Below are 21,865 nucleotides of genomic sequence, written 5' to 3' on the forward strand. Positions count from 1 at the left end.
GCGTGCCGCCTAGCCGATGCACTTGCCGCCACTCAGGCGACAGCGCGACCCTGACCTGCCACGGCTACACCCGATTTTGATAGTCTTGAAATCGTGCAAGATGCCAGTTGCAGCGCGAGAATCGACTCCGCGCCCTGATTTCGGTTGAGCCCGGTGGGCATCAATCCGTCGAAACAACCGCCATCTGCCCCGGTGGCCGAGCGGCAGATCGAGATCATTGCCGCCCAGGAACCAGCGATAAGCGCGCTCGCCTTCCGTGATCCATCTGGCGTCGCGAGTCGCTTCATAAGCCGCATAACAGGCATCGATCGTCGCCTGTGCTTCCAGCGGCTGCTGATCGAACGGGAGCGGATCGGAATAAGCGCGGCCGAAGCTCTCCGTGCCGATCGCGCGGAAATGGCCGCCCGGCCCGGTCTGCATCGCGACGATCCATTCGAGCGTCTCGATCCCACACGCGATCAGATCGTCGCGGCGGAGCGCCATGCCCGCACGGATCAGCGCCTCCGGCAGTCGGGCATTGTCATAAGCGAGGACGATCTCAAACCACTGCCAATCCGGCCGACTCACACGATCGAGCAGCGCAAGATGCTGGTCCGGGAATCGCTCCAGGATCGCTCGAGCGAGATGGTTGCCGGGCGCGGCCTCCAGTATCGCGGCGGCGCCGAGCATCGCGAACGCCTGCGCGCGCGGACTGCCCAGCGCGAAGGCGAGGCTCGCCGTATCCGCGAACAGCGCGCTCGCCCAATCGCGATGCTTGCGTTCACGCGCATCACGCGCGGTGACGCCCAGCGCCCACGAGCGTCGCGGCCGTTCGAATCGTCCGACCCCTCGTCCTCGCACCACGTCCGGTCGAAATTCATGAAGTTGCGGAACCGCCGCTTGTCCGGGTTCCACGCATATTGGACGAACGACGCATAGACCGTCATCCATCGGTCGCGCACCGCGGTGATCCAGCCCGTCGACCGCGCTCATCAGCATCAGCGCGCGCGCGTTGTCGTCGATGCAGTAGCCGTGGCGGCGATCGGGCACCGAATAGATCGCGTGCTGGTACATCCCGGTCTGCATCGCTCATCCGCTCGACCGCGCCGAGATCCGGCGCCAGCGCGCTTGTCGCCGGCGCGCCGCTTTTGCCCAGCCGCTTGGGACTTTGCGAGGAAATCGCTCGCCTCGATCTCCGCTCATCGCCCGCTCCGCCAGCCGCGGCCAGATCATCGTCCGCCCGCGCGCGTAGGCGCGCGCCGAAAGCTGCGTGCGCGGTCCTCCTCGCTATGCCCAGCAGGCGATTGATCTCGCGCCCAATCCCCGCCGAATCGCGGAAATCGACCAGCACGCCATGGCCGTCCGCCAATATCTCCGTGGCATGAACATATGGCGTGGAGATCACCGCCTTGCCCACGCCCACCGCATAGCTCAGCGTCCCGCTCGTGATCTGCGTCGGGATTCAGATAGGGCGTGACGTAGAGGTCCGCCGCCTGCAGGTAATCGATCAGTTCGTCATGCTCGACGAAGGCGTCGATGAAGACTCACGCTTCCCGCCACGCCCTTCTGCGCGGGCGAGCGCCAGTTCCTGCGAGCCCTCGCGATAGGTTCTCGCCCCTCGCGCGCGACCAGATTGGGGTGCGTCGCGCCGAGCACGACATAAAGCGCGTCTGGATGCTGCGCGACGATCTCCGGCATCGCTTCGATCACCGTTTCGATCCCCTTGCCGGGCGCGAGCAGACCGAAGGTGAGCACCACCTTATGCCCCTCCCATCCGAAACGCGACTTGAACTCGGCCGGATCGGCAAGCGCGCGATCGGGAACGCCGTGCGGGATCGTCACCACGATGCGCGGATCCGCGCCATACACGCGCCGCAATATTTCCTGCCCACGGTCCGCCATCACGATCACGCGGGCGGCGCGGCGCAACAATCCTTCCATTACCGTGCGTTGATGCTCATCCGGCTTCTCGAGCACGGTGTGCAACGTCACGATCAACGGCAAGGTGGTGCGATCGAGCAACGCGAGGATATGTTCACCCGCCGCACCGCCGAAAATGCCATATTCATGCTGAAGCCAGATCGCCTGCACGCCTGACTGTTCGATCCGGCGTGCCGTTTCGATATAGGCCGCGCGATCCTGCTCGGGGATCGTTCCGGTTACCTCGGGCGGATAATCATATCGTCCGGGATGATCGTCCATCGCATAGACATCGACGCGCACATCGGGGAAACGATCACGCAGCGCGGCATACGTATCGGTGGTATAGGTCGCCAGACCGCATTTGCGGGGCAGGAAATTGCCGATCAGCGCTATGTGATTGACCGAGCTTTGAACGCGCCTTTCCACCGCCACCTCACTTGCAATTAATGCAGGACGGCGGCGTTATTCCGCCGCACCCTATCCTAACAGGCAACTTGCAGGATGGTTGCAGAAATTGTGCGTTGCAGCACCCACGAATCGTGCTGATCGAGATCAACCGCGCCCGCGATACGGCGGAACGCCCTGATCGGGCAGCCACAGCGCCGCCGGCGGTGCACCGGTCTGCCAGAACACGTCGATCGGAATGCCGCCGCGCGGATACCAATAGCCACCGATGCGCAGCCACACCGGCTTCATTTCTTCGGCCAGCCGCTCGCCGATGCCGACGGTGCAATCCTCATGAAACGCCGCATGATTACGGAACGACGCCAGGAAGAGCTTGAGCGACTTCGACTCCACGATCGTTTCCCCGGGAAGGTAGTCGATCACCAGATGCGCGAAATCGGGCTGCCCCGTCACCGGGCAGAGCGAGGTGAACTCCGGCGCTACGAAGCGCACCGCGTAAACGCGCCCCGGGCGCGGATTGGGAACATAATCCAGCACGGCCTCTTCCGGAGAGACGGGAAGCGTGCTGGTCTGGCCGAGATGAAGTGTCATGCGCCGCGAAATAGTGGCTGTTCGCGCTGGATGCTACTCCCCCCGAATGGCGGCCGAATTTGGGTGGTCAACAGACTGGCGACTTTCGACCCCGCAAGCGTGAAAAGCTGCACGGCGCTACAAGCAATCACCCTTCGAGCAGACGGCCAGCAGCGTCATGAACGGGAGCGCCGCCACGGCCAAGCCGATGTACGCGACGGCGACGACAGTTTTGACCTTCGCCGACCAAGGGGCCGTCGCGGCACCGGCTAACCCTACGATACCCGCCGAAAAGACTACCAGCAGGTCTAAGCCTGACACGATCGGACGTATGAGATGCGCCCAGAGCAAGAGTATTAGCGGGGGCGCTAACAGCATGATTGCCAAGGTGCGGGCGTTTGCCATCATGCCGGCAATCTACTCTCGGCACGAATGACGGCAATCGGGAATGCCAGCAAAGTCCGCGAACGGCCGCTATTGCGGCGAAACCCGCGCTCACCCCAGCGCTTCGACAAACCCGCCCGTAGCGGTAAGAGACAGTCATGGACTCGCTCATTTCCACCCAATGGCTTGCCGATACCCTTGGCGCATCCGATCTGCGGATTGCGGACTGCTCGTGGTTCCTCCCCGGCGACGGGCGTGACGCGACCGAGGAGTATCGCGCGGCGCATATTCCCGGTGCGGTATTTCTCGATCTCGCCGAGATCGTCGACACCAACCACCCCGCGCCGATGATGCTGCCGCCGGCCGAGAAGTTTGCCAGCCGCATGGCTGCGCTGGGGCTCGGCGATGGAACGCGCATCGTGCTCTATGACGATTCGCCACACCACACCGCCGCGCGGGCGTGGATGATGCTGCGTAGCTTCGGGGTGCCGGACGTGGCGATTCTGGACGGCGGACTGGCCAAGTGGCGCGCGGAAGGCCGGGCGCTCACCGACGGCGACGCCGCCCCCCGCTCCCGCCACATGACCCCGCGCGAGCGCGGCTTGGGTGTACGCAATATCGGGGAGATGCGCGCCAATCTCTCCGGCCGGGTGGAGCAGGTGGTCGATGCCCGCTCGTCGGCGCGCTTCGCGGGGGAGGAGCCGGAGCCCCGCCCCGGCGTAGTGCCGGGCCATATCCCCGGCTCGATAAACCTTCCTTATGGCCGGTTTTTCGACGCGGACGGCACTTGGCTACCGCGCGAGCGCCTCGCCGCCCTGTTTGCGGATAATGGCATCGATCTGAACCGCCCGGTGGTCGCGACTTGCGGATCGGGCGTCACCGCCTCGATCATCGCCTTCGCGGCACATCTGCTGGGGCATGACGCGGCCGTCTATGACGGAAGCTGGGCAGAATGGGGCGCCGCACCCGATACGCCCAAGGAGACCGGCCGGTGAGCGGCGACCGCGACGATATCGCCGACGCCACGCGCGTCGTTTCGGCCGGACGGCGCGAGGAATGGACCAGAGGTGTCGTCAACGCGCCCGTTTGGCGCGCCTCGACCATCCTTTACGATGACGTGGCCGATCTGCGCGCCGCCGCTCATGGCGATACCCACCACCGACTATTCTACGGCCGGCGCGGTACGCCGACCCAGTGGAGCCTTGCCGACGCGCTCACCTCGCTTGAGCCGGGGGCAGAGGCGACGTTTCTCTACCCCTCAGGCGTCGCGGCGATCGCCGCCGCGCTGCTCAGCGTGCTCGGCCCGGGCGACGAATTGCTGGTGCCCGATTCGGCCTATGATCCGACGCGATCGATGGCGAACGGGCTGCTCAAGCGAATGGGTATCGCCACGCGCTTCTATGATCCGCTGATCGGCGCCGATATCGCCGGGCTGATCGGCGAGCGGACGCGCGCGATCTTCATGGAAAGCCCGGGTAGCCTCACGTTCGAAGTGCAGGATGTGCCCGCAATCGTCGCGGCGGCGAAGGCGCGCGGCGTGATCACCTTGCTCGACAATACATGGGCCACGCCGCTCCACTTCCGCGCGATCGAGCGCGGCGTGGATTATACGATCCTCGCCTGCACCAAATATGTCGTTGGCCATTCGGATGTGATGCTGGGATCGGTCACGGCTGCACAGGGACGATTCGCCAAGCTGCGCGACACCAGTTTTCAGCTCGGGCAGATCGCCAGCCCCGACGATTCGTGGCTCGGCAGCCGGGGTCTGCGGACAATGAAGCTCCGGCTGGAGCGGCATCAGGAAAGCGCGCTCACTATCGCCCGCTGGCTGGAGACGCGGCCAGAGGTGACACGAGTGTTGCACCCGGCACTCCCCTCCTGTCCCGGCCATGAGATATTCGCGCGCGACTTCACCGGCGCGAGCGGGCTGTTCTCGTTCGTCCTCAACGGCGGCGGAGAAGGCGAACGCGCCGCGCTGATCGACGGGCTCGATCACTTCGGCATCGGCTATTCGTGGGGCGGCTTCGAGAGCCTGGCGCTACCCGTCGATCCGGAGAAATATCGCACCGCGACCAAGCCGAATTTCGCCGGGCCGCTCGTGCGCTTGCAGATCGGGCTGGAGGATGTGGGCGATTTGATCGCGGACCTGGAGCGCGGATTGGCGCGTTTTCGCGCGGCGCTACCTTAAGCGCGCGCCCTAACCTGGCAAGGCCGCTCGTTGAGCAAGCCGCCGCCCTACGACGCGCGCAGGGCGGACGGGAGGAGCGAACTCCCGCTTACTTCGGCGTCGCGGGCGTCGCCGCGCGGGCGTCCTGCCCGTCGCCTTCCGGCGCGGCCACGATATCGCGCGTGGTCTGCCCCTTATCGACGACGTTGGTCTTGGGATCGCCGACTGACGAACGGATGCCCGCATCGGCGCTGCCGCCGGTCTGGCTGATCGTTGCCGCTTCCGCCGGATCGCGCTGGGCGGTGCCGAACAGCGCCTCCAGCGTCTGCGTCTGCGAAGCGTTGTTGGCCTGAACGCGCGCCGCGCCCGGGGTGGGCGGCACCAACGCGAAATCTGGCGGAATCATCAATGACGGCTGGCGAGCGACGGCGAACTCATCGGGGCGAGCCCGATCGTAGCCGCGCTTGCCGCAACCGGCGAGCAGGGCGAGCGCGGCGATGCCGGCTCCGGCGACGACGATCTTACGCATTCCGATTCTCCACAGGCTTGCCGGGCTTGTCGCGCATCAGGAGCGCGCGCACCAGCAGTATAAGCACACCAATCGTAATCGCCGCGTCGGCGACATTGAAGACCAAAAACGGGCGCCACTCGCCGAAATGCAGATCGGCGAAATCGACCACATAACCGAACCGCACCCGATCGACGATATTGCCGAGCGCGCCGCCCAGCACCAGCCCGAGCGCGACCTGATCGGCACGGTTCTTTTCGCGCCACATCCAGATCAGCACACCGGTCGCGATCGCGCCGGTCATCCCCACCAGCAGCCACCGCCCCATCTCGCTCTCGGCGCGCAACATGCCGAGGCTTACCCCGACATTCTGCACGAAACGCAGATCGAAGATCGGCACGATCTCCCGCACTGCACCAAGATAATCGATCCCGAGCGGCCCGGTGACGATCCATTTCACGAGCTGATCGACGACGAACAGCAGCGCCGCGCTGATCAGCCCGATCCGGGGAAGCCCGCGCGTCATGCCACAACCTCGCCGACCACCGTGGCGCAGCGGCCGCACAGGCCGTCATCCTCCGCCACCTCAGGCAGCAGTCGCCAGCAGCGGCCGCATTTGTGATAGTCCGTGCGGGTCACGCTCAGCTCGGTACCGGGCAGAACCTTCGCGACGATGAACGCCTCCGCCAGCGCATCCGCGTCGAGCGGCATTTCCGGCACCGTCACATCGGCCTCAAGGCTCGAACGCACCACCTTCTCGCGACGCAGCGGCTCGATCGCCTCGGTCGCACGGACACGCAGCGCGCGCACCGCGAGCCAGCGCTGGCTGACATCCTCGCCAGTTTCGGCGGGCAGTTCGGGCCAATCTAGGAAGTGCACCGATCCGTCCTCGCTCGGGAAGCGCGTCTGCCAAACTTCCTCGGCGGTGAAGGTCAACACGGGCGCGGCCCAGCGGACCAGCGCGTGGAACAACACATCCAGCATCGTGCGATAGGCGCGGCGCTTCGTGTCGGAGGGCGCATCGCAATAAAGCGAATCCTTGCGGATATCGAAGAAGAACGCAGACAAATCTTCGTTGGCGAAATCACTCAGCAGGCGGACGTAACCATTGAAATTGAAATCGGCGATCGCCTGCCGAAGCTGCCCATCGAGCGCGTGGACGAGGTGAAGCATATAGCGCTCCAGCTCGGGCCACTCCGCAACCGGCAACCGCTCCGCCTCATCGAATCCGTCAAGCGCGCCGAGCAGATAGCGGAAGGTGTTGCGCAGCTTGCGATACTGATCAGCGACACCGGCGAGGATTTCCTTGCCGATACGGTGATCCTCGGTGAAATCCACCGACAGCGCCCACAACCGGAGGATATCCGCGCCATATTCCTTCATCAGGTCGAGCGGATTGACCGTGTTGCCAAGCGACTTGGACATTTTCATGCCCTTGGAGTCCATGGTGAAACCGTGGGTCAGCACAGTATCATAAGGCGCACGTCCGCGCGTGCCGCAGCTCTCCAGCAACGAGGATTGGAACCAGCCGCGATGCTGATCCGACCCTTCGAGGTAAAGGTCCGCCGGCCAGCGCAATTCGGGCCAGCGCCCGCTCGCCAGCACGAAGGCATGGGTGCAGCCTGAATCGAACCACACGTCCAGAATGTCGGTAACGCGCTCGTAATCGGCGAGATCGTAATCCGGGCCGAGCAGCGCGGCGGCGGCCTCCTCGCTCCACGCATCGACGCCTTCGCGGCCGATCGCTTCCACGATCCGGGCGTTGACGGCGGGATCACAGAGATATTGACCGGATTTGCGATCGACGAACAGGGTGATCGGCACGCCCCATGCGCGCTGGCGGGAGATCACCCAGTCGGGGCGCCCCTCAACCATCGCGCCAATGCGGTTGCGGCCCTTTTCCGGCACGAAGCGGGTCGCGGCGATCGCGGCCACCGCTGTTTCGCGCAGCGTCTGCCCTTCGCCTTGCTCGGCACGGATTTCCGCCTCGGTCGCGCAAAGCGCCATCTGGCGATCGATCTTCTTGTCGACCGGGATGAACCATTGCGGCGTGCAGCGAAAAATCACCTTCGCCTTGGAACGCCACGAATGCGGGTAACTATGGGTAAAATCGTCCGACGCGGCGAGCAAGGCGCCGGCCGCGCGCAAATCCGAACAGATCGGGCCGTCGCTGGCCACGAACTTCTTGTTGATGACGCTGCCCTGCCCGCCGAGCCACAGCCAGTCGGCGCGATACATGCCGCCCGCATCGACCGCGAACACCGGCTCGATGCTATTCGCCTTGCACAGATCGAAATCGTCCTCGCCGTGATCGGGCGCCATATGGACAAGGCCGGTACCCGCGTCAGTGGTGACGAAATCACCCGCGAGGAACGGGCGCGGCTTCGCGAAGAAGCCGCCCAGTTGGTGCATCGGGTGGCGTGCGATTGCACCGGCGAGTTGCGAGCCGGTGATCTCGCCCAGCGCATATTCGGAAAGGTCGGCATCGGGTTCGCCCGGCCCCTGGTTCGCGAGCGGCCCGAGCCCGGTGCGTTCGAAAAACCTTTCGAGCAGTTCGTTCGCCACGAGGAAACGCCGACCGTCGTGCGCGCGATAATGATGGTAGAGAATATCCTCCCCATAGGCCAACGCCTGGTTGACCGGGATCGTCCACGGCGTCGTCGTCCAGATCACCGCATGTGCGCCGACCAGTTCCGGCGCGCCCGGCGCTTCGACGATCTCGAACGCCACGTCGATCTGGGTGGAGGTGATATCCTCATATTCCACCTCGGCCTCGGCCAAGGCGGTCTTTTCCACCGGCGACCACATCACCGGCTTCGCGCCGCGATAGAGCTGGCCGCTTTCCGCGAACTTCATGAGTTCAGACACGATGGTAGCTTCGGCGGCGAAGTCCATCGTCAGATAGGGTTTATCCCAATCGCCATTGATGCCGAGGCGTTTCAGCTGCTCGCGCTGGGTGTTCACCCAATGCTGGGCATAGGCGCGGCATTCGGCGCGAAATTCGCGCGGCGGTACCTCGTCCTTGTTGAGCTTCTTCTTGCGATATTCCTCCTCGACCTTCCATTCGATCGGCAGGCCGTGGCAATCCCAGCCGGGGACATAAGGCGCGTCCTTGCCCAGCAAGGTCTGGGTGCGGACCACCATGTCCTTCAGGATATGGTTGAGCGCATGGCCGATGTGCATGTCGCCGTTCGCATAGGGCGGGCCATCGTGCAGGATGAACTTCTCGCGGCCGTTCCGCTGCTCGCGCAGGCGCTGGTAAAGGCCCAGCTTCTGCCAGCGCTCCAGAATAGCGGGCTCCTTCTGGGGCAGCCCGGCTTTCATCGGGAAATCAGTCTTCGGCAGGAAGACGGTGTCGCGCCAGTCGCGCTTCGGGGTGTCGGATGCGTCAGCCATGAGTGCGCGCGGCATTAGCGCGGGATTGAGCCCGCGTCATGCCCCATCATGCGTATTGCATCACGCGGCGAGAACTTCCCGCGCCCGATCGCAATCCGCCGCGATCTGCGCCACAAGGGCCTCCAACGTCTCGAACTTCGCTTCCGGGCGGAGATAGTCGATCAGTTCGACCTCGATCAGTTGGTCGTAGAGATCGCCGCTGAAATCGAAAAAATACGGCTCGAGCAGTTCCTTGGGCGGATCGAAGCTCGGCCGGACGCCCAGATTCGCCGCACCATCGACGATACGTCCATCCGGCAGCCGTCCACGTACCGCGTAGATGCCGTAAGCGGCACGCAAATAATTACCCATGTCAACATTCGCGGTGGGGAAACCGATCTCACGACCCAATTTGTCGCCATGTTGCACCCGCCCCTCAATCGCCCATGGGCGGGTGAGCAACCGCGCCGCCTCGCGCGGGTTACCGGCGTGGAGCGCATCACGGATGCGGCTCGAGGAAACCGGCGCGCCATCGAGCATCACCGCCCCTACCGTCGCATCGGTGAAGCCATAACGCTCTCCCAACGCGGCCATCGCGACGGCGTTGCCGCTTTTGTTATGGCCAAAAGTAAAATCCTCGCCGGTCACGACGCCCCCGACGCGAAGCAGCCCGACCAGCCGGTCGCGGACAAACTCCTCCGCGGAAAGCGCCGCCAGTGCGCCGTCAAAATGGAATACGACCATGCCGTCTGCGCCGGCTTCCGCGAACAATCGCTCGCGCTGATCGAGCGTGGTGAGACGAAATGGCGCTGCGTCCGGGCGGAAATGGCGCACGGGATGCGGATCGAACGTCGCGACGAGCGCCGGCCGCCCCTCAGCCCGCGCCTGATCGACCGCGCAACCGATCACAGCCTGGTGCCCCAGGTGGAATCCGTCGAAATTACCGAGCGCGACGATGCCGCCCGCAAGGTACGGCGGGATCGCCGAGCCGCCGTCCAGCCGCTCCATGCGCGATGCCTTAGGGGCCGGCAAACCTGACCGCAATGGCGGAGTCAGCGACTCGCCCCCGCGTCGGTCGCCGCGCTGATCGGCATGGCCGGGCGTGGCGAAAGCGTGCGCACCAATGTTTCGAAGCGATCGCCGGTGATCCGTATCTCGTTGAAGCTCGGCGGAGTTTGCCGCAGCCGCTTCGATAAAGTGCCAGCCCCGATCAGTCGCACGCGCCAGCCGTCGCGATCATAGGGGATATCGAACGGATCATGGACATGGCCCGAAAGCACCGCATGCACACCGGCATGCGCAAGCGCGGTCAGCGCGCGTGCGCCGTTCCTCGTCCGGCCGGATCCTGTGGTCGGCCCTTCAATCAACGGATGATGGCCGGCAACGAAGATCAAATTGCCTTTCGGCGCCTTCGCGATCAGCGCCAGCGCATCATCCAGCGGGCGCCGGCCCACTCGCCCCTTCGACCAATTCCAGCGAAGTTGCGCGCGCGCGGTCGTTTTGAGCGGGATGATCGACACGCCGGGGATTTCCAGCGGCCGCTCGATCAATTTCTCTGCCGCACCGTAACGTCGGTAGGGTGCAACCAGCCGACGAACCGGATCCCAATAATAAGGGATATCGTGATTTCCCACCTCGAGCGTCACCGGCACGCCGAGTGAGCGCAGCCAGCGGCCCCCGGCATCAAATTCCGATGCGCGCGCGCGCATCGTCAGGTCGCCGGTCATGATGACGGCATCAGGCTTTTCCGCAGCCACGCGCTCTTCGAACCACGCCAGCGCGGCCGGATCTTCCGCCCCGAAATGGATATCGCTGACGTGAAACAGCCTCGTCGTCACGCTCGCTCCTCTGTTGCGTCGTAATCGAAACGGCTTAGACCGGTTTGGAACGATAGCAATAATACGATGGAGAGGCAGTGAGCGAGATCGCAACGATCCTTACCGAATCGATTGAGCGATTGCTCGATGCGCGGCTGGACGAACGAACGATGCGCGCCGCGCGCGCCGGCGAATGGCCGGGCGAGCTGTGGCAGGCGCTGGAAGAACAGGGCGTGCCGCTGGCGCTGGTGCCGGAAAGTGCCGGTGGCTTCGGGCTCGATCCTCGCGACGCGCTGGAACTGATCCGGTTGTTCGGCCGGCATGCCGTGCCATTGCCGCTGGGCGAAACGATGCTCGTCAATGCCACGCTGGCGGAGGCCGGCCTGCCGATGGCTGACGGGCCGGCGGCGCTGGTGCCGGCCGAAGATACCGCGCGGATCGCCTGGGGGCGGCATTGCCGCACCTTCGTCGTGGAGGCGCAGGGCGGCGTAGTGCGTATCGACGGTGGCGCGGTCATTGAACATGAGAGCGCAAATCTCGCAGGTTTGCCGCGCGACGCTATGCGTTTTCCCCTCCCCGGCGACGCGGTGCCGGTCTCGGGCCGCTTGATCGAACGCGGTGCTCTGGTCCGCGCGTTGCAATGCGCGGGCGCCCTGGAACGGGTGCTCGAGCTAACGGTCGCGCATGTTTCGGAGCGGGTGCAGTTCGGCCGCCCGCTCGCTAAGTTTCAGGCAATTCAGCAGGAACTGGCGAAGCTCGCCGGGGAGGTCGCGGCGGCATCCGCCGCGGCGGACCTCGCCGCAGACGCTTTCCTCGATGATCCGGCAGAGGCGCGCTTCGCGATCTCGGTGGCGCGGGTGCGGATTGGTGAAGCGGTCGGCCGCGCCAATGGCATCGCACACCAGCTTCACGGCGCGATCGGCTTCACCGCTGAGCACCAGCTGCATCTGTTCACCACCAGCTTATGGGCATGGCGCGACGAATTCGGCGGCGCGGTGCATTGGGCGAGCCAACTCGGCGACCACGCGCTAAACGCCGGGCGCAACGGCTATTGGCCGATGGTGACGGCGGCATGAGCGGCTTCCGTTTCCCCACCCCACCCCATTCGCCCGCTGCAGAAGCATTGCGTGGCGAGGTTCGCGCCTTTCTCACCGACGAGTTGGCGAAACGGCCACCGGTGGCACGCGCCGAAAGCTGGAGCGGCTTCGATCGCGATTTCAGCCGCGCGATGGGCGCCAAGGGTTGGCTCGGGATGACATGGCCGAAGCAATACGGCGGCCATGCGCGCTCCGCGTTCGAGCGTTACGTGGTCGTGGAAGAGACTCTCGCTGCCGGGGCACCGGTCGCCGCGCACTGGATCGCGGACCGCCAGAGCGGCCCGACCCTGCTTAAATTCGGCACGGAGGAGCAAAAGGCGACGATCCTGCCGAGGGTCGCGGCGGGCGAAGTGGTGTTCTGCATCGGGATGAGCGAGCCGGATTCCGGCTCCGATCTCGCCGCCACGCGCACTCGCGCCGTGCCGGTCGACGGCGGCTGGCGCGTGACGGGCACCAAGCTGTGGACCACCGGCGCGCACCATGCCGATTACATGATCCTGTTCTGCCGCACGAGCGGCTCGGCTACCGATCGGCAGGCGGGCACCAGCCAGTTGCTCGTCGATCTTCACGCGACCGAAGGCGTGACGATCCGGCCGATCATCGATCTCGCCGGGCAGCATCATTTCAACGAAGTACATTTCGAGGATGCGTTCCTCCCCACCTCCGCACTGATCGGCACGGAGGGCGGCGGCTGGAATCAGGTGATGAGCGAACTGGCGTTCGAGCGAAGCGGGCCGGAGCGTTTCCTGTCCTCGATGCAATTGCTGCTCGAACTGATCGGCGTGCTGGTGGAGGCGCCAGGTGACGCGGCGAGGCTCGCGCTCGGGCGGCTGACCGCGCATCTCGTGGTGCTGCGCCGGCTTTCGCGCGGTGTTGCGGCGTTGCTGGAGGCCGGCGAAAATCCCGCGATCCACGCCGCGATCGTCAAGGATCTGGGCGCGACGTTCGAACAGGACATGCCGGAGATCGCCCGTAGCCTGGTCGATGCGGAGCCCGATCGCGCGTCGACCCGGGATTTCGTCGCGGTGCTGGCACATACGATGCTCAACGCACCGTCATTCTCTCTGCGCGGCGGCACGCGCGAAATTTTGCGCCGCATCATAGCGCGCGGGCTGGGGGTGCGCTGACCCCCAGCCCGCGCCTAGGGGTTCAGGAGACGTGGACGGATTTGGTGATCATATGCGCCTCGATCCCCTCGGGGCCATCTTCCGAGCCGAAGCCCGAATCCTTCACGCCGCCAAACGGCGCATCGGGCCATGAGGCGCGAACATTGTTGATGCATACCATCCCGGATTCGACGGCGTCGCCAAGGATCGCCTGACGACGGCCGTTTTCCGTGAAGCAATATGAAGCGAGGCCATAAGGTAGCCGGTTGGCCTGCTCGATCGCCTCTTCCAGCGTGCCGAAGCGACGCATGAGCGCGACCGGGCCGAAGGGCTCGTCGTTCATCGCCTTTGCTTCGAGCGGCACATCCGCCAGCACTGTCGGGCGATAGAAGAAGCCGTCGCCCTCCCCGCGCTCGCCACCGACCAGCACCCGCGCGCCGATCTCGCGCGCATTGGCGATCATCTCGTCGAGCGCGGCGGGGCGCCGCGGATTGGCGAGCGGCCCCATCTTGTTTCCCGCCACGCTGCCGTCTCCCACCGGAAGCTGGCGCGTGCGTTCCGCGAAACCAGCGACGAAACGGTCATAGATGCCATCCTGCACATGGAAGCGCGTCGGAGCGACGCACACCTGCCCGGCGTTGCGGAATTTGTGCGCCACCAGCATGTCGAGCGTCTTTTCCAGATCGCAATCGTCGAACACGAGGACGGGCGCGTGACCGCCCAGCTCCATGGTCATCTTCATCATCGTATCGGCGGCGAGCCGCATCAGATGCTTGCCGACGGGCACCGAGCCGGTGAAGCTCAGCTTCCGTGTGACCGGCGAAGCGAGCAGTGTGCGCGATACCTCGTCCGGTACGCCGAACACGATCTGCGCCACCTCACCCGGCAAGCCCGCGTCCTGGAAACAGCGCAGGATCGCCGCTGCACTCGCCGGGGTCTCTTCGCTGGGTTTGAGGATCACCGAGCAACCCGATGCAATCGCGGGCGAAAGTTTCCGCACCACGTTGAGCAGCGGGAAATTCCACGCGCAAAACGCCGCGACCGGGCCGACCGGCTGCTTCAGGACGAGGCTGCGCAAACCGGTGGCGCGCGGCAGAACGCGGCCATAAATGCGCGTCGCTTCGCCAGCATGGAAATCGAGGATGCCAGCCGCGCCAAGCGCTTCCCCGCGCGCCTCGATCAGCGGCTTGCCCTGCTCTTCGGTAGCGATCGCGGCGAGTTCGTCGGCGCGTTCGCGGATCAGCACGGCAGTGCGCATCAGCACGGCTGCGCGCTGTTCGCCCGGTGTGTCCCGCCACATCTTGAACCCGCGCGCCGCGACTTCCAGCGCCTCCCCCAGATCCGCCGCCGATGCGTGAGGAACAGTGCCGATCACCGCGCCGGTGGCGGGGTTGAGGACATCCTGTTCCTCGCGCCCGCCACCCGTGCGCCATTCGCCGGCGATATAGAGTCCACGTGCGGGGCGGTCGATCTGGCTCATACTGGTCACCTTGCTGGAAGCTCGTTTCGAGGAGGAAATGCGATCCCCTCCCCGCGCTGTCCACCCCCGCGCACAAAAAGACCGGCGGTTGGCGTGCCGCGCCCGCACTGCTAGGCGGCGGCGGACCGCCGAATCCGGCGCACCGCCACGAACCGAGGAAGAGACATGATCCCGCGCTATTCCCGCCCGGAGATGACCGCGATTTGGTCGGCCGAAACACGTTACAGCATTTGGTTCGAGATCGAGGCGCACGCCACCGACGCGCTCGCCGATCTCCGCGTAGTGCCAAAGGATGCCGCCGCAGCATTGTGGCGCTGGTGGGATACCAAGCCCGCGATCGACGTGCCCGCTATCGACGCGATCGAGGCGGTGACCAAGCATGACGTGATTGCCTTCCTTACATGGGTGGCCGAGCATGTCGGCGACGAGGCGCGCTTCATGCATCAGGGCATGACCAGTTCGGACGTGCTCGACACATGCCTTGCCGTGCAAATGACCCGCGCGGCGGATATTCTGCTCGCCGATCTCGATGCGTTGCTCGCTGTGCTCAAGCGCCGTGCGTATGAGCACAAGATGACGCCGACGATCGGGCGCAGCCACGGCATCCATGCCGAGCCGGTGACCTTCGGCCTCAAACTCGCCGAGGCCTATGCCGAATTCAGCCGCAACCGCGAGCGTCTCGCCTTCGCACGCGCGGATATCGCGACCTGCGCGATTTCCGGTGCGGTCGGCACCTTCGCCAATATCGAGCCAGCGGTCGAAGCACATGTCGCGGCGAAGCTGGGCCTGTCGGTCGAGCCGGTATCGACACAGGTGATCCCGCGCGATCGCCACGCGATGTTCTTCGCGACGCTGGGCGTGATCGCCAGCTCGATCGAGCGGCTCTCGGTCGAAGTTCGTCACCTTCAGCGTACCGAGGTGCTGGAGGCGGAGGAATATTTCTCGCCGGGACAGAAGGGCTCGTCGGCCATGCCGCACAAGCGCAATCCGGTGCTGACCGAAAACCTCACCGGGCTCGCCCGCATGGTGCGCGGCTATGTCACCCCGGCGCTGGAGAATGTCGCGCTATGGCATGAGCGCGACATCAGCCATTCGTCGGTCGAACGTTATATCGGGCCGGATGCGACCATCACGCTCGATTTCGCGCTCGCGCGGCTGACCGGGGTGATCGACAAGCTGCTAGTGTATCCAGACAGGATGCAGAAGAACCTCGATCGGATGGGCGGGCTGGTCCATTCGCAGCGCGTATTGCTCGCGCTCACGCAGGCTGGTGTGAGCCGTGAGGATTCCTATCGCCTTGTGCAGCGCAACGCGATGAAGGTCTGGGAATCGGACGGGACGCTATCGCTGGCTGAATTGCTGAAGGGCGACGCGGAAGTCACCGCAGCGCTGTCGCCGGCCGAAATCGACGCTCGCTTCGACCTCGGCTACCATCTGAAGCACGTTGACACGATCTTCGATCGGGTGTTCGGTGCGGAGTGATTGCAAAATCTGCAACGATGGGTGCATAGTCCTATGTTGCAGTGCAGCAAAATGAACTGCACATGAAATCCCGCCGGACTTTCCCGGCGAGGAGACCATGAAATGCGCATGTTTGAAACCGCCGCCAGCTTCGCGCTGGTGATCGCGGCTCAGGCGCTGGTGGTCGGCGTGGTTTCTACCGCGTTCTGACGCATCCGCCGCCGCCCCTTTTCACAAGGGGCGGACTGGCGGGCGCGGTTATCTCGCGAATATCCGCAACAACGTCTCATAACTTTCTAGCCCCGGCGCGCCCAAAACGGTGAAGCCGGCGCGCAGCAGGAAGGCATGGCGCGCGATCTCCGCCTGCTGTTCGATGCCGTAACGCGCGAGGGGCCAGCCGGGGACGAAGCTGTAGTGATAGCGGCAGAAGGGATGCCGGGCGAGCGGCAGGCACACCCCGCGCTGATGCTGCCAGATGTGGCACATCTCGTGGATGAACAGCCCCTGGAGATCGAGCGGCGCCTCGGCGAAATCGTCGCGATAGCTGGCACCGGCCGGATGGAAATGGATCGTCCCGCGCGGCGCCATCACCACGTTGCGCGGCTGAAAAAACGCCCATCGCCGCCGCGCGATGCCCACCGCGCCATAATCGATCGTATCGCCATAGATGGAGCGGGCGAGCGCGACCTCACCCGGCGTCAGGCCGCGTTTGCTCACCGGCCTTTGCCCATCCTGTTGCGCCTCAGGCCTTTGGCGGCGGATCGCCTGCCGCGATGACATTGGCCTGCTGCTGGATGCGCAGGCCATCCGAGAAAGTGAAAGTGAAGGTGATCTGGCTACCCGGCTTCACGCTCGGATTCACGTCGAACAACATCGCGTGCTGGCCGCCGGGGGCGAACCGCACTGTCTGCAACGCCGGCACCCGCACCTGCTGCACCGCATCCATTGACATCATTCCACCGGGAGCCGCCGGCTTCATCTCATGCATTTCAGTGCGCACCGCGACATCGGTGGAGACGTTGATCAGCGTCGCGTCCGCAGGGCCACCGTTCAACGTGAAATAACCCGCCGCCGGGCGACCGGGCACCGCCGCGAGCCGCACCCAGGCATCCTGCACCGCAAGCTCTTTCTCCTGCGCACACCCAGCGAGGGCCGCAGCGGCGAGGACGAAAGTGGCGAAGATGCGCAAGGCGGGTTTCTCCCGTAACGGAACAGCAAGTTAAAGCTAGCGCGCAGACCTTCTTGCGGCAAGGCGCACGACACCTATATCGCGCCAGTCAACCGTTTGCGCGTCGCCGCTTCACGGGACGCGGACGTAGTTAAATGTAGGGGCTAGAAGAGCACTCATGGCAAAAGTTATCGGTATCGACCTCGGCACCACCAATTCGTGCGTTTCGGTCATGGAGGGCGGCAAGCCCAAGGTGATCGAGAATGCCGAAGGCGCGCGCACCACGCCGTCGATCGTCGCCTTCGCCAAGGACGGCGAGCGCCTGATCGGGCAGCCGGCGAAGCGGCAGGCCGTCACTAACGGCGACAATACGATTTTCGCGGTAAAGCGCCTGATCGGCCGCCGCTTTGACGATCCCGTCACCAAGAAGGACACCGAGCTGGTCCCCTATCACATCGTGAAGGGTACGAATGGCGACGCGTGGGTTCAGGCTGGTGGCAAGGATTACAGCCCGTCGCAGATTTCCGCCTTCATCCTGCAGAAGATGAAGGAAACCGCCGAATCGTTCCTCGGCGAAACCGTGACGCAGGCGGTGATCACCGTTCCCGCCTACTTCAACGACGCTCAGCGTCAGGCGACCAAGGACGCCGGCCAGATCGCGGGCCTTGAGGTGCTGCGCATCATCAACGAGCCGACTGCGGCCGCGCTGGCTTATGGTCTGGAGAAGCAGGACGGCAAGACGATCGCGGTCTATGACCTTGGCGGCGGCACGTTCGACATCTCGATCCTCGAGATCGGCGACGGCGTGTTCGAGGTGAAGGCCACCAACGGCGACACCTTCCTGGGCGGCGAGGATTTCGATTCCACCATCGTCCAGTATCTCGCCAGCGAGTTCCAGAAGGCGGAGGGCATCGACCTCACCAAGGACAAGCTCGCGCTGCAGCGCCTGAAGGAAGCTGCCGAGAAGGCGAAGATCGAACTCTCGTCGGCGCAGACGACCGAGGTCAACCTGCCCTTCATCACCGCCGATCAGAATGGCCCGAAGCATCTCGTCAAGACGATCACCCGCGCCGATCTGGAGCGGCTGGTCGAAGACCTGATCAAGCGCACGCTGGAGCCGTGCCGCAAGGCGCTGGCCGATGCCGGCATGAAGGCGGACGAGATCGCCGACGTCGTGCTCGTCGGCGGCATGACCCGCATGCCGCGCGTGCGCGAAGTGGTGAAGCAGTTCTTCGGCAAGGAGCCGCACACCGGCGTCAACCCGGATGAGGTCGTCGCGATGGGCGCCGCCATTCAGGCCGGCGTGCTGCAGGGCGACGTGAAGGACGTGCTGCTGCTCGACGTGACCCCGCTGTCGCTGGGCATCGAGACGCTGGGCGGCGTGTTCACCCGCATGATCGATCGCAACACCACGATCCCGACCAAGAAGTCGCAGACCTATTCCACCGCTGACGACAATCAGCAGGCGGTGACGATCCGCGTCTTCCAGGGCGAGCGCGAAATGGCGGCGGACAACAAGATGCTCGGCCAGTTCGATCTGGTGGGCATTCCCCCTGCCCCGCGTGGCGTGCCGCAGATCGAGGTGACGTTCGACATCGATGCCAACGGCATCGTCAACGTCTCCGCGAAGGACAAGGGCACCGGCAAGGAGCAGCAGATCCGCATCCAAGCCTCGGGCGGCCTTTCGGACAGCGACATCGACCAGATGGTGCGCGACGCCGAGCAGTTCGCCGAGGAAGACAAGAAGCGCAAGGCGGCGGCCGAGGCGAAGAACAACGCCGAAAGCCTGATCCACACCACCGAGCGCCAGCTTGCCGACAATGGCGACAAGGTCGACGAGAGCCTCAAGTCCGAGATCCAGGCTGCCGTCGATGCCGCCAAGGCAGCGGTCGAAGGCGGCGACCCCGAGGCGATGAACGAAAAGAGCCAGGCGCTCGCGCAGGTCGCGATGAAGCTTGGTCAGGCGATCTACGAGAAGCAGCAGCAGGCCGAAGCATCGCCCTCGGGCGCTGGTGAAGCCGCGGGTGCGCAAGCCGGTGGCGAAGACGTAGTCGATGCCGAATTCTCGGAAGTGGACGAGAACAAGGCGTAAGTAGCGTGATCCGCGATCGTCATGCCGGCTTCGGCCAGCATCTCAGGCAACAAAGCGCCTTGCCCGAGACCCCGGCATTTGCCGGGGTGACGGTCGCCGGAACGCTGGGCGGGGGCCCTAAATGACCGAAATAGATTATTACGAGCTGCTGGAGGTCGAGCGTGGCGCCGACTCCGCAACGATAAAATCGGCCTATCGCAAGCTCGCGATGAAGCATCATCCGGACAAGAACGGCGGGTGCAAGGACAACGAGGCGAAGTTCAAGGCGGTCAGCGAGGCTTATGATTGCCTCAAGGATCCGCAGAAGCGCGCCGCCTATGATCGCTTCGGCCATGCCGCGTTCCAGAATGGCGGCGGTGGCGGCGGCGGAGCACAGGATTTCGCGGGCTTCTCCGACATTTTCGAAAGCGTGTTCGGCGAATTCATGGGTGGCGGTCGCGGGGGGCATAACCAGCCTCGGCGTGGCGCCGATCTCCGCTACGACATGGAGATCACATTCGAGGAAGCCTATCACGGCAAGACCGCCGAGATCACGATCGACGTCACCGCATCATGCGAGAGCTGCCACGGCTCCGGCGCGAAACCCGGCACGCATGCGCATACCTGTTCCACCTGCGCCGGCCACGGCAAGGTTCGGGCACAACAGGGCTTTTTCGTGGTCGAGCGCGCCTGCCCGGTGTGCAGCGGCTCGGGGCAGGTGATCGACGATCCGTGCCGCGATTGTCGCGGCGACGGGCGGGTCGAGCAGACCAAGACGCTCAGCGTCAACATTCCCGCCGGTGTCGATGAGGGAACGCGCGTCCGCATGTCCGGCGAAGGCGAAGCCGGCCCGCGTGGCGCGGCGGCGGGCGATCTCTACATCTTCCTCCACCTCAAGCGGCATGCGATCTTCGAGCGCGAGGGCACCACCCTTTTCGCGCGCGCGCCGATCAGCTTCACCACCGCGACGCTCGGCGGCATGCTGTCGATCCCGGGCCTCGATGGGCGGACTCATGAAGTGAAGATCCCGGCAGGCATCCAGTCCGGCAAGCAATTGCGTCAGCGCGGCGCGGGCATGCCGGTGCTGCAGGGGCGTGGCCACGGCGATCTCGTGCTTCAGATCGACGTGGAGACCCCTACCCGGCTTTCCACGCGCCAGCGGGAACTGCTAGAGATGTTCCGTGAGACCGAAACCGGAGAGGAATGTCCGGCGGCGCAGGGCTTTTTCGCCCGGCTCAGGAATGCCTTTGCGGGGGATTGACGAGTAGGAGCTGCATCATGCGAATCCTGTTACCGGCTGCCATCGCCATCGCCGCGCTCTCCGCGCCGGGTTCTGCGCGCGACCACAACGAGATCCCTGTCGCGACACCGGATGGAAAGCCGCAGAGCTGTGTCCCGATCATGAGCCTGCGCGAAAGCCTGGTGCGGAGCGACAGCGTGATCGATTTCCACATTTCCGGCGATCGCTATTATCGCGTCACCCTGCCGCAATCCTGCTCTGGCCTCGGGTCTGAGCGGCGTTTTGCTTATTCCACCTCGCTCAGCCAATTGTGCTCCACGGATATCATCACGGTGCTTTACCAAAGCCCGCCGATGCGTGGCGCGAGTTGCGGCTTGGGGCAATTTCAGCCGGTAAAGATCGCAAAGCGATGAAGCCTCTGGCGTTCGGCGGAAACCGCTGCTAGTCGCCCCGAACCACGCACCCGTAGCTCAGCTGGATAGAGCGCTGCCCTCCGAAGGCAGAGGTCACAGGTTCGAATCCTGTCGGGTGCGCCAGTTCTGTATAAAAGCAAGAACCCCGGCATTGGCGTCGGCGCCGCCGAAAACGGCATGCTCCTGCGCTTGCAGACTCCCGCGTATCAAGACCGATTCGGGCGTCACGACGATTTCATCGACCAATGGCCGTGCATATGCCTCTCGCAGCGCGGAATTCCCATCGCGCGGTCCTTCGCTGCGAACCTATCGAGAATCGCTGGCGTGCTGTCGCGGTGGAGCATAGCAAGCCGCTGTTTCAGACTGCGGAGCTATACGGCAACATCACACCCGCCGAAGCCGAAGACCAATATTATGCTGCCACGGACAACATCGATAGGATAACCTGACTCACAACCCAACGCCTCCCACAAACCGGGCCTGGTTCAGGGAGTGCAGCCATCGTGACTTTCTGATCAGCGGCATGCGATTGCGGATTCGTCTGGCTGAGGCCCAAGCTGCTTCCTAAACAGGGCGTTGAGCTAATCCGACCTGCAGGTCTTGCGCGGGAAAGCGCTACAAGAATCGAAACTCCCGGAACGCACCGACAATCGTGGCCAATTAACTACAATTCAACGAGCGAGCGGCCAACTGGCGCCAAT

General features: G+C 64.5%; 18 protein-coding genes, 1 tRNA gene and 1 pseudogene. 9 read left to right on the forward strand and 11 right to left on the reverse strand.

Features of this window, described 5'->3' with window-relative positions; all coding sequences use genetic code 11:
• Positions 1 to 32: 32 nt before the first annotated feature.
• A pseudogene (locus P0Y64_17600) lies at positions 33 to 2,328 on the reverse strand (glycosyltransferase family 4 protein).
• A gap of 126 nt (positions 2,329 to 2,454) precedes the next feature.
• Positions 2,455 to 2,898, reverse strand: coding sequence for a preQ(1) synthase (gene queF, locus P0Y64_17605; protein ID WEK43120.1), 444 nt, complete (start codon positions 2,896 to 2,898; stop codon positions 2,455 to 2,457).
• 521 nt (positions 2,899 to 3,419) lie between these two features.
• On the opposite strand from queF, the gene P0Y64_17610 reads away from it, so the two are divergent.
• Both P0Y64_17610 and metC read left to right on the forward strand, forming a co-directional pair.
• A complete protein-coding gene (locus tag P0Y64_17610) occupies positions 3,420 to 4,256 on the forward strand; it encodes a sulfurtransferase (GenBank protein WEK43121.1) in 837 nt (278 codons plus the stop codon).
• Complete coding sequence (gene metC, locus P0Y64_17615; GenBank protein WEK43122.1) at positions 4,214 to 5,449, forward strand: cystathionine beta-lyase; 1,236 nt, start codon at positions 4,214 to 4,216, stop codon at positions 5,447 to 5,449. The genes P0Y64_17610 and metC overlap by 43 nt, the downstream gene beginning before the upstream one ends.
• 88 nt (positions 5,450 to 5,537) lie before the next feature.
• On the opposite strand, the gene P0Y64_17620 is transcribed toward metC, so the two are convergent.
• The 5 genes from P0Y64_17620 to P0Y64_17640 are packed head-to-tail and all read right to left on the reverse strand — an operon-like array spanning position 5,538 to position 11,149.
• Positions 5,538 to 5,957 (reverse strand): DUF3035 domain-containing protein, encoded by a 420-nt coding sequence (locus tag P0Y64_17620; protein ID WEK43123.1) that lies wholly within the window; start codon positions 5,955 to 5,957, stop codon positions 5,538 to 5,540.
• Positions 5,950 to 6,462: a signal peptidase II gene (lspA, locus tag P0Y64_17625; GenBank protein ID WEK43124.1), complete on the reverse strand. Its 513-nt coding sequence runs from the start codon at positions 6,460 to 6,462 to the stop codon at positions 5,950 to 5,952. The genes P0Y64_17620 and lspA overlap by 8 nt, the downstream gene beginning before the upstream one ends.
• Complete coding sequence (ileS, locus tag P0Y64_17630) at positions 6,459 to 9,332, reverse strand: isoleucine--tRNA ligase (GenBank protein WEK43125.1); 2,874 nt, start codon at positions 9,330 to 9,332, stop codon at positions 6,459 to 6,461. Before ileS ends, lspA begins: the two co-directional genes overlap by 4 nt.
• A 60-nt stretch (positions 9,333 to 9,392) precedes the next feature.
• A complete protein-coding gene (locus P0Y64_17635; protein WEK43126.1) occupies positions 9,393 to 10,319 on the reverse strand; it encodes a bifunctional riboflavin kinase/FAD synthetase in 927 nt (308 codons plus the stop codon).
• Between the two features lie 44 nt (positions 10,320 to 10,363).
• Positions 10,364 to 11,149 (reverse strand): metallophosphoesterase, encoded by a 786-nt coding sequence (locus P0Y64_17640; protein ID WEK43127.1) that lies wholly within the window; start codon positions 11,147 to 11,149, stop codon positions 10,364 to 10,366.
• Positions 11,150 to 11,226: 77 nt separating this feature from the next.
• Between P0Y64_17640 and P0Y64_17645 the strand changes: the two genes are divergently transcribed.
• Together P0Y64_17645 and P0Y64_17650 are read left to right on the forward strand one after the other, a co-directional pair.
• Positions 11,227 to 12,204, forward strand: a complete 978-nt coding sequence (locus P0Y64_17645; protein ID WEK43128.1) for an acyl-CoA/acyl-ACP dehydrogenase — start codon at positions 11,227 to 11,229, stop codon at positions 12,202 to 12,204.
• Positions 12,201 to 13,352 (forward strand): acyl-CoA dehydrogenase family protein, encoded by a 1,152-nt coding sequence (locus P0Y64_17650; GenBank protein WEK43129.1) that lies wholly within the window; start codon positions 12,201 to 12,203, stop codon positions 13,350 to 13,352. Before P0Y64_17645 ends, P0Y64_17650 begins: the two co-directional genes overlap by 4 nt.
• Before the next feature lie 22 nt (positions 13,353 to 13,374).
• On the opposite strand, the gene P0Y64_17655 is transcribed toward P0Y64_17650, so the two are convergent.
• On the reverse strand, positions 13,375 to 14,811 hold the full coding sequence (locus P0Y64_17655) for an NAD-dependent succinate-semialdehyde dehydrogenase (protein WEK43130.1): 1,437 nt from the start codon (positions 14,809 to 14,811) through the stop codon (positions 13,375 to 13,377).
• Between the two features lie 165 nt (positions 14,812 to 14,976).
• On the opposite strand from P0Y64_17655, the gene purB reads away from it, so the two are divergent.
• Positions 14,977 to 16,293: an adenylosuccinate lyase gene (gene purB, locus P0Y64_17660; protein WEK43131.1), complete on the forward strand. Its 1,317-nt coding sequence runs from the start codon at positions 14,977 to 14,979 to the stop codon at positions 16,291 to 16,293.
• Positions 16,294 to 16,530: 237 nt separating this feature from the next.
• On the opposite strand, the gene P0Y64_17665 is transcribed toward purB, so the two are convergent.
• Together P0Y64_17665 and P0Y64_17670 are read right to left on the reverse strand one after the other, a co-directional pair.
• Positions 16,531 to 16,989 carry a vgr related protein gene (locus P0Y64_17665; protein WEK43132.1) on the reverse strand — a complete coding sequence of 153 codons (459 nt, stop codon included), beginning with the start codon at positions 16,987 to 16,989 and terminating at the stop codon, positions 16,531 to 16,533.
• A 25-nt stretch (positions 16,990 to 17,014) separates the two neighbouring features.
• Positions 17,015 to 17,461, reverse strand: coding sequence for a copper chaperone PCu(A)C (locus P0Y64_17670; protein WEK43133.1), 447 nt, complete (start codon positions 17,459 to 17,461; stop codon positions 17,015 to 17,017).
• 157 nt (positions 17,462 to 17,618) lie between these two features.
• On the opposite strand from P0Y64_17670, the gene dnaK reads away from it, so the two are divergent.
• The 4 genes from dnaK to P0Y64_17690 all read left to right on the forward strand — a co-directional run bounded on the left by dnaK (position 17,619) and on the right by P0Y64_17690 (position 21,287).
• Entirely contained in the window at positions 17,619 to 19,532 is a 1,914-nt protein-coding gene (gene dnaK / locus P0Y64_17675) for a molecular chaperone DnaK (GenBank protein ID WEK43134.1), read from the forward strand.
• A gap of 121 nt (positions 19,533 to 19,653) precedes the next feature.
• Positions 19,654 to 20,772 (forward strand): molecular chaperone DnaJ, encoded by a 1,119-nt coding sequence (dnaJ, locus tag P0Y64_17680; GenBank protein ID WEK43135.1) that lies wholly within the window; start codon positions 19,654 to 19,656, stop codon positions 20,770 to 20,772.
• Positions 20,773 to 20,789: 17 nt separating this feature from the next.
• Positions 20,790 to 21,164: a hypothetical protein gene (locus P0Y64_17685; GenBank protein WEK43136.1), complete on the forward strand. Its 375-nt coding sequence runs from the start codon at positions 20,790 to 20,792 to the stop codon at positions 21,162 to 21,164.
• A 46-nt stretch (positions 21,165 to 21,210) separates the two neighbouring features.
• Positions 21,211 to 21,287 (forward strand) — tRNA-Arg (locus P0Y64_17690).
• Here P0Y64_17690 and P0Y64_17695 read toward each other — a convergent pair.
• Entirely contained in the window at positions 21,258 to 21,410 is a 153-nt protein-coding gene (locus P0Y64_17695; GenBank protein ID WEK43137.1) for a hypothetical protein, read from the reverse strand. The genes P0Y64_17690 and P0Y64_17695 overlap by 30 nt on opposite strands.
• Positions 21,411 to 21,865 lie beyond the last annotated feature (455 nt).

Source organism: Candidatus Sphingomonas colombiensis (genome assembly GCA_029202845.1).
Taxonomy (GTDB): Bacteria; Pseudomonadota; Alphaproteobacteria; order Sphingomonadales; family Sphingomonadaceae; genus Sphingomonas; species Sphingomonas colombiensis.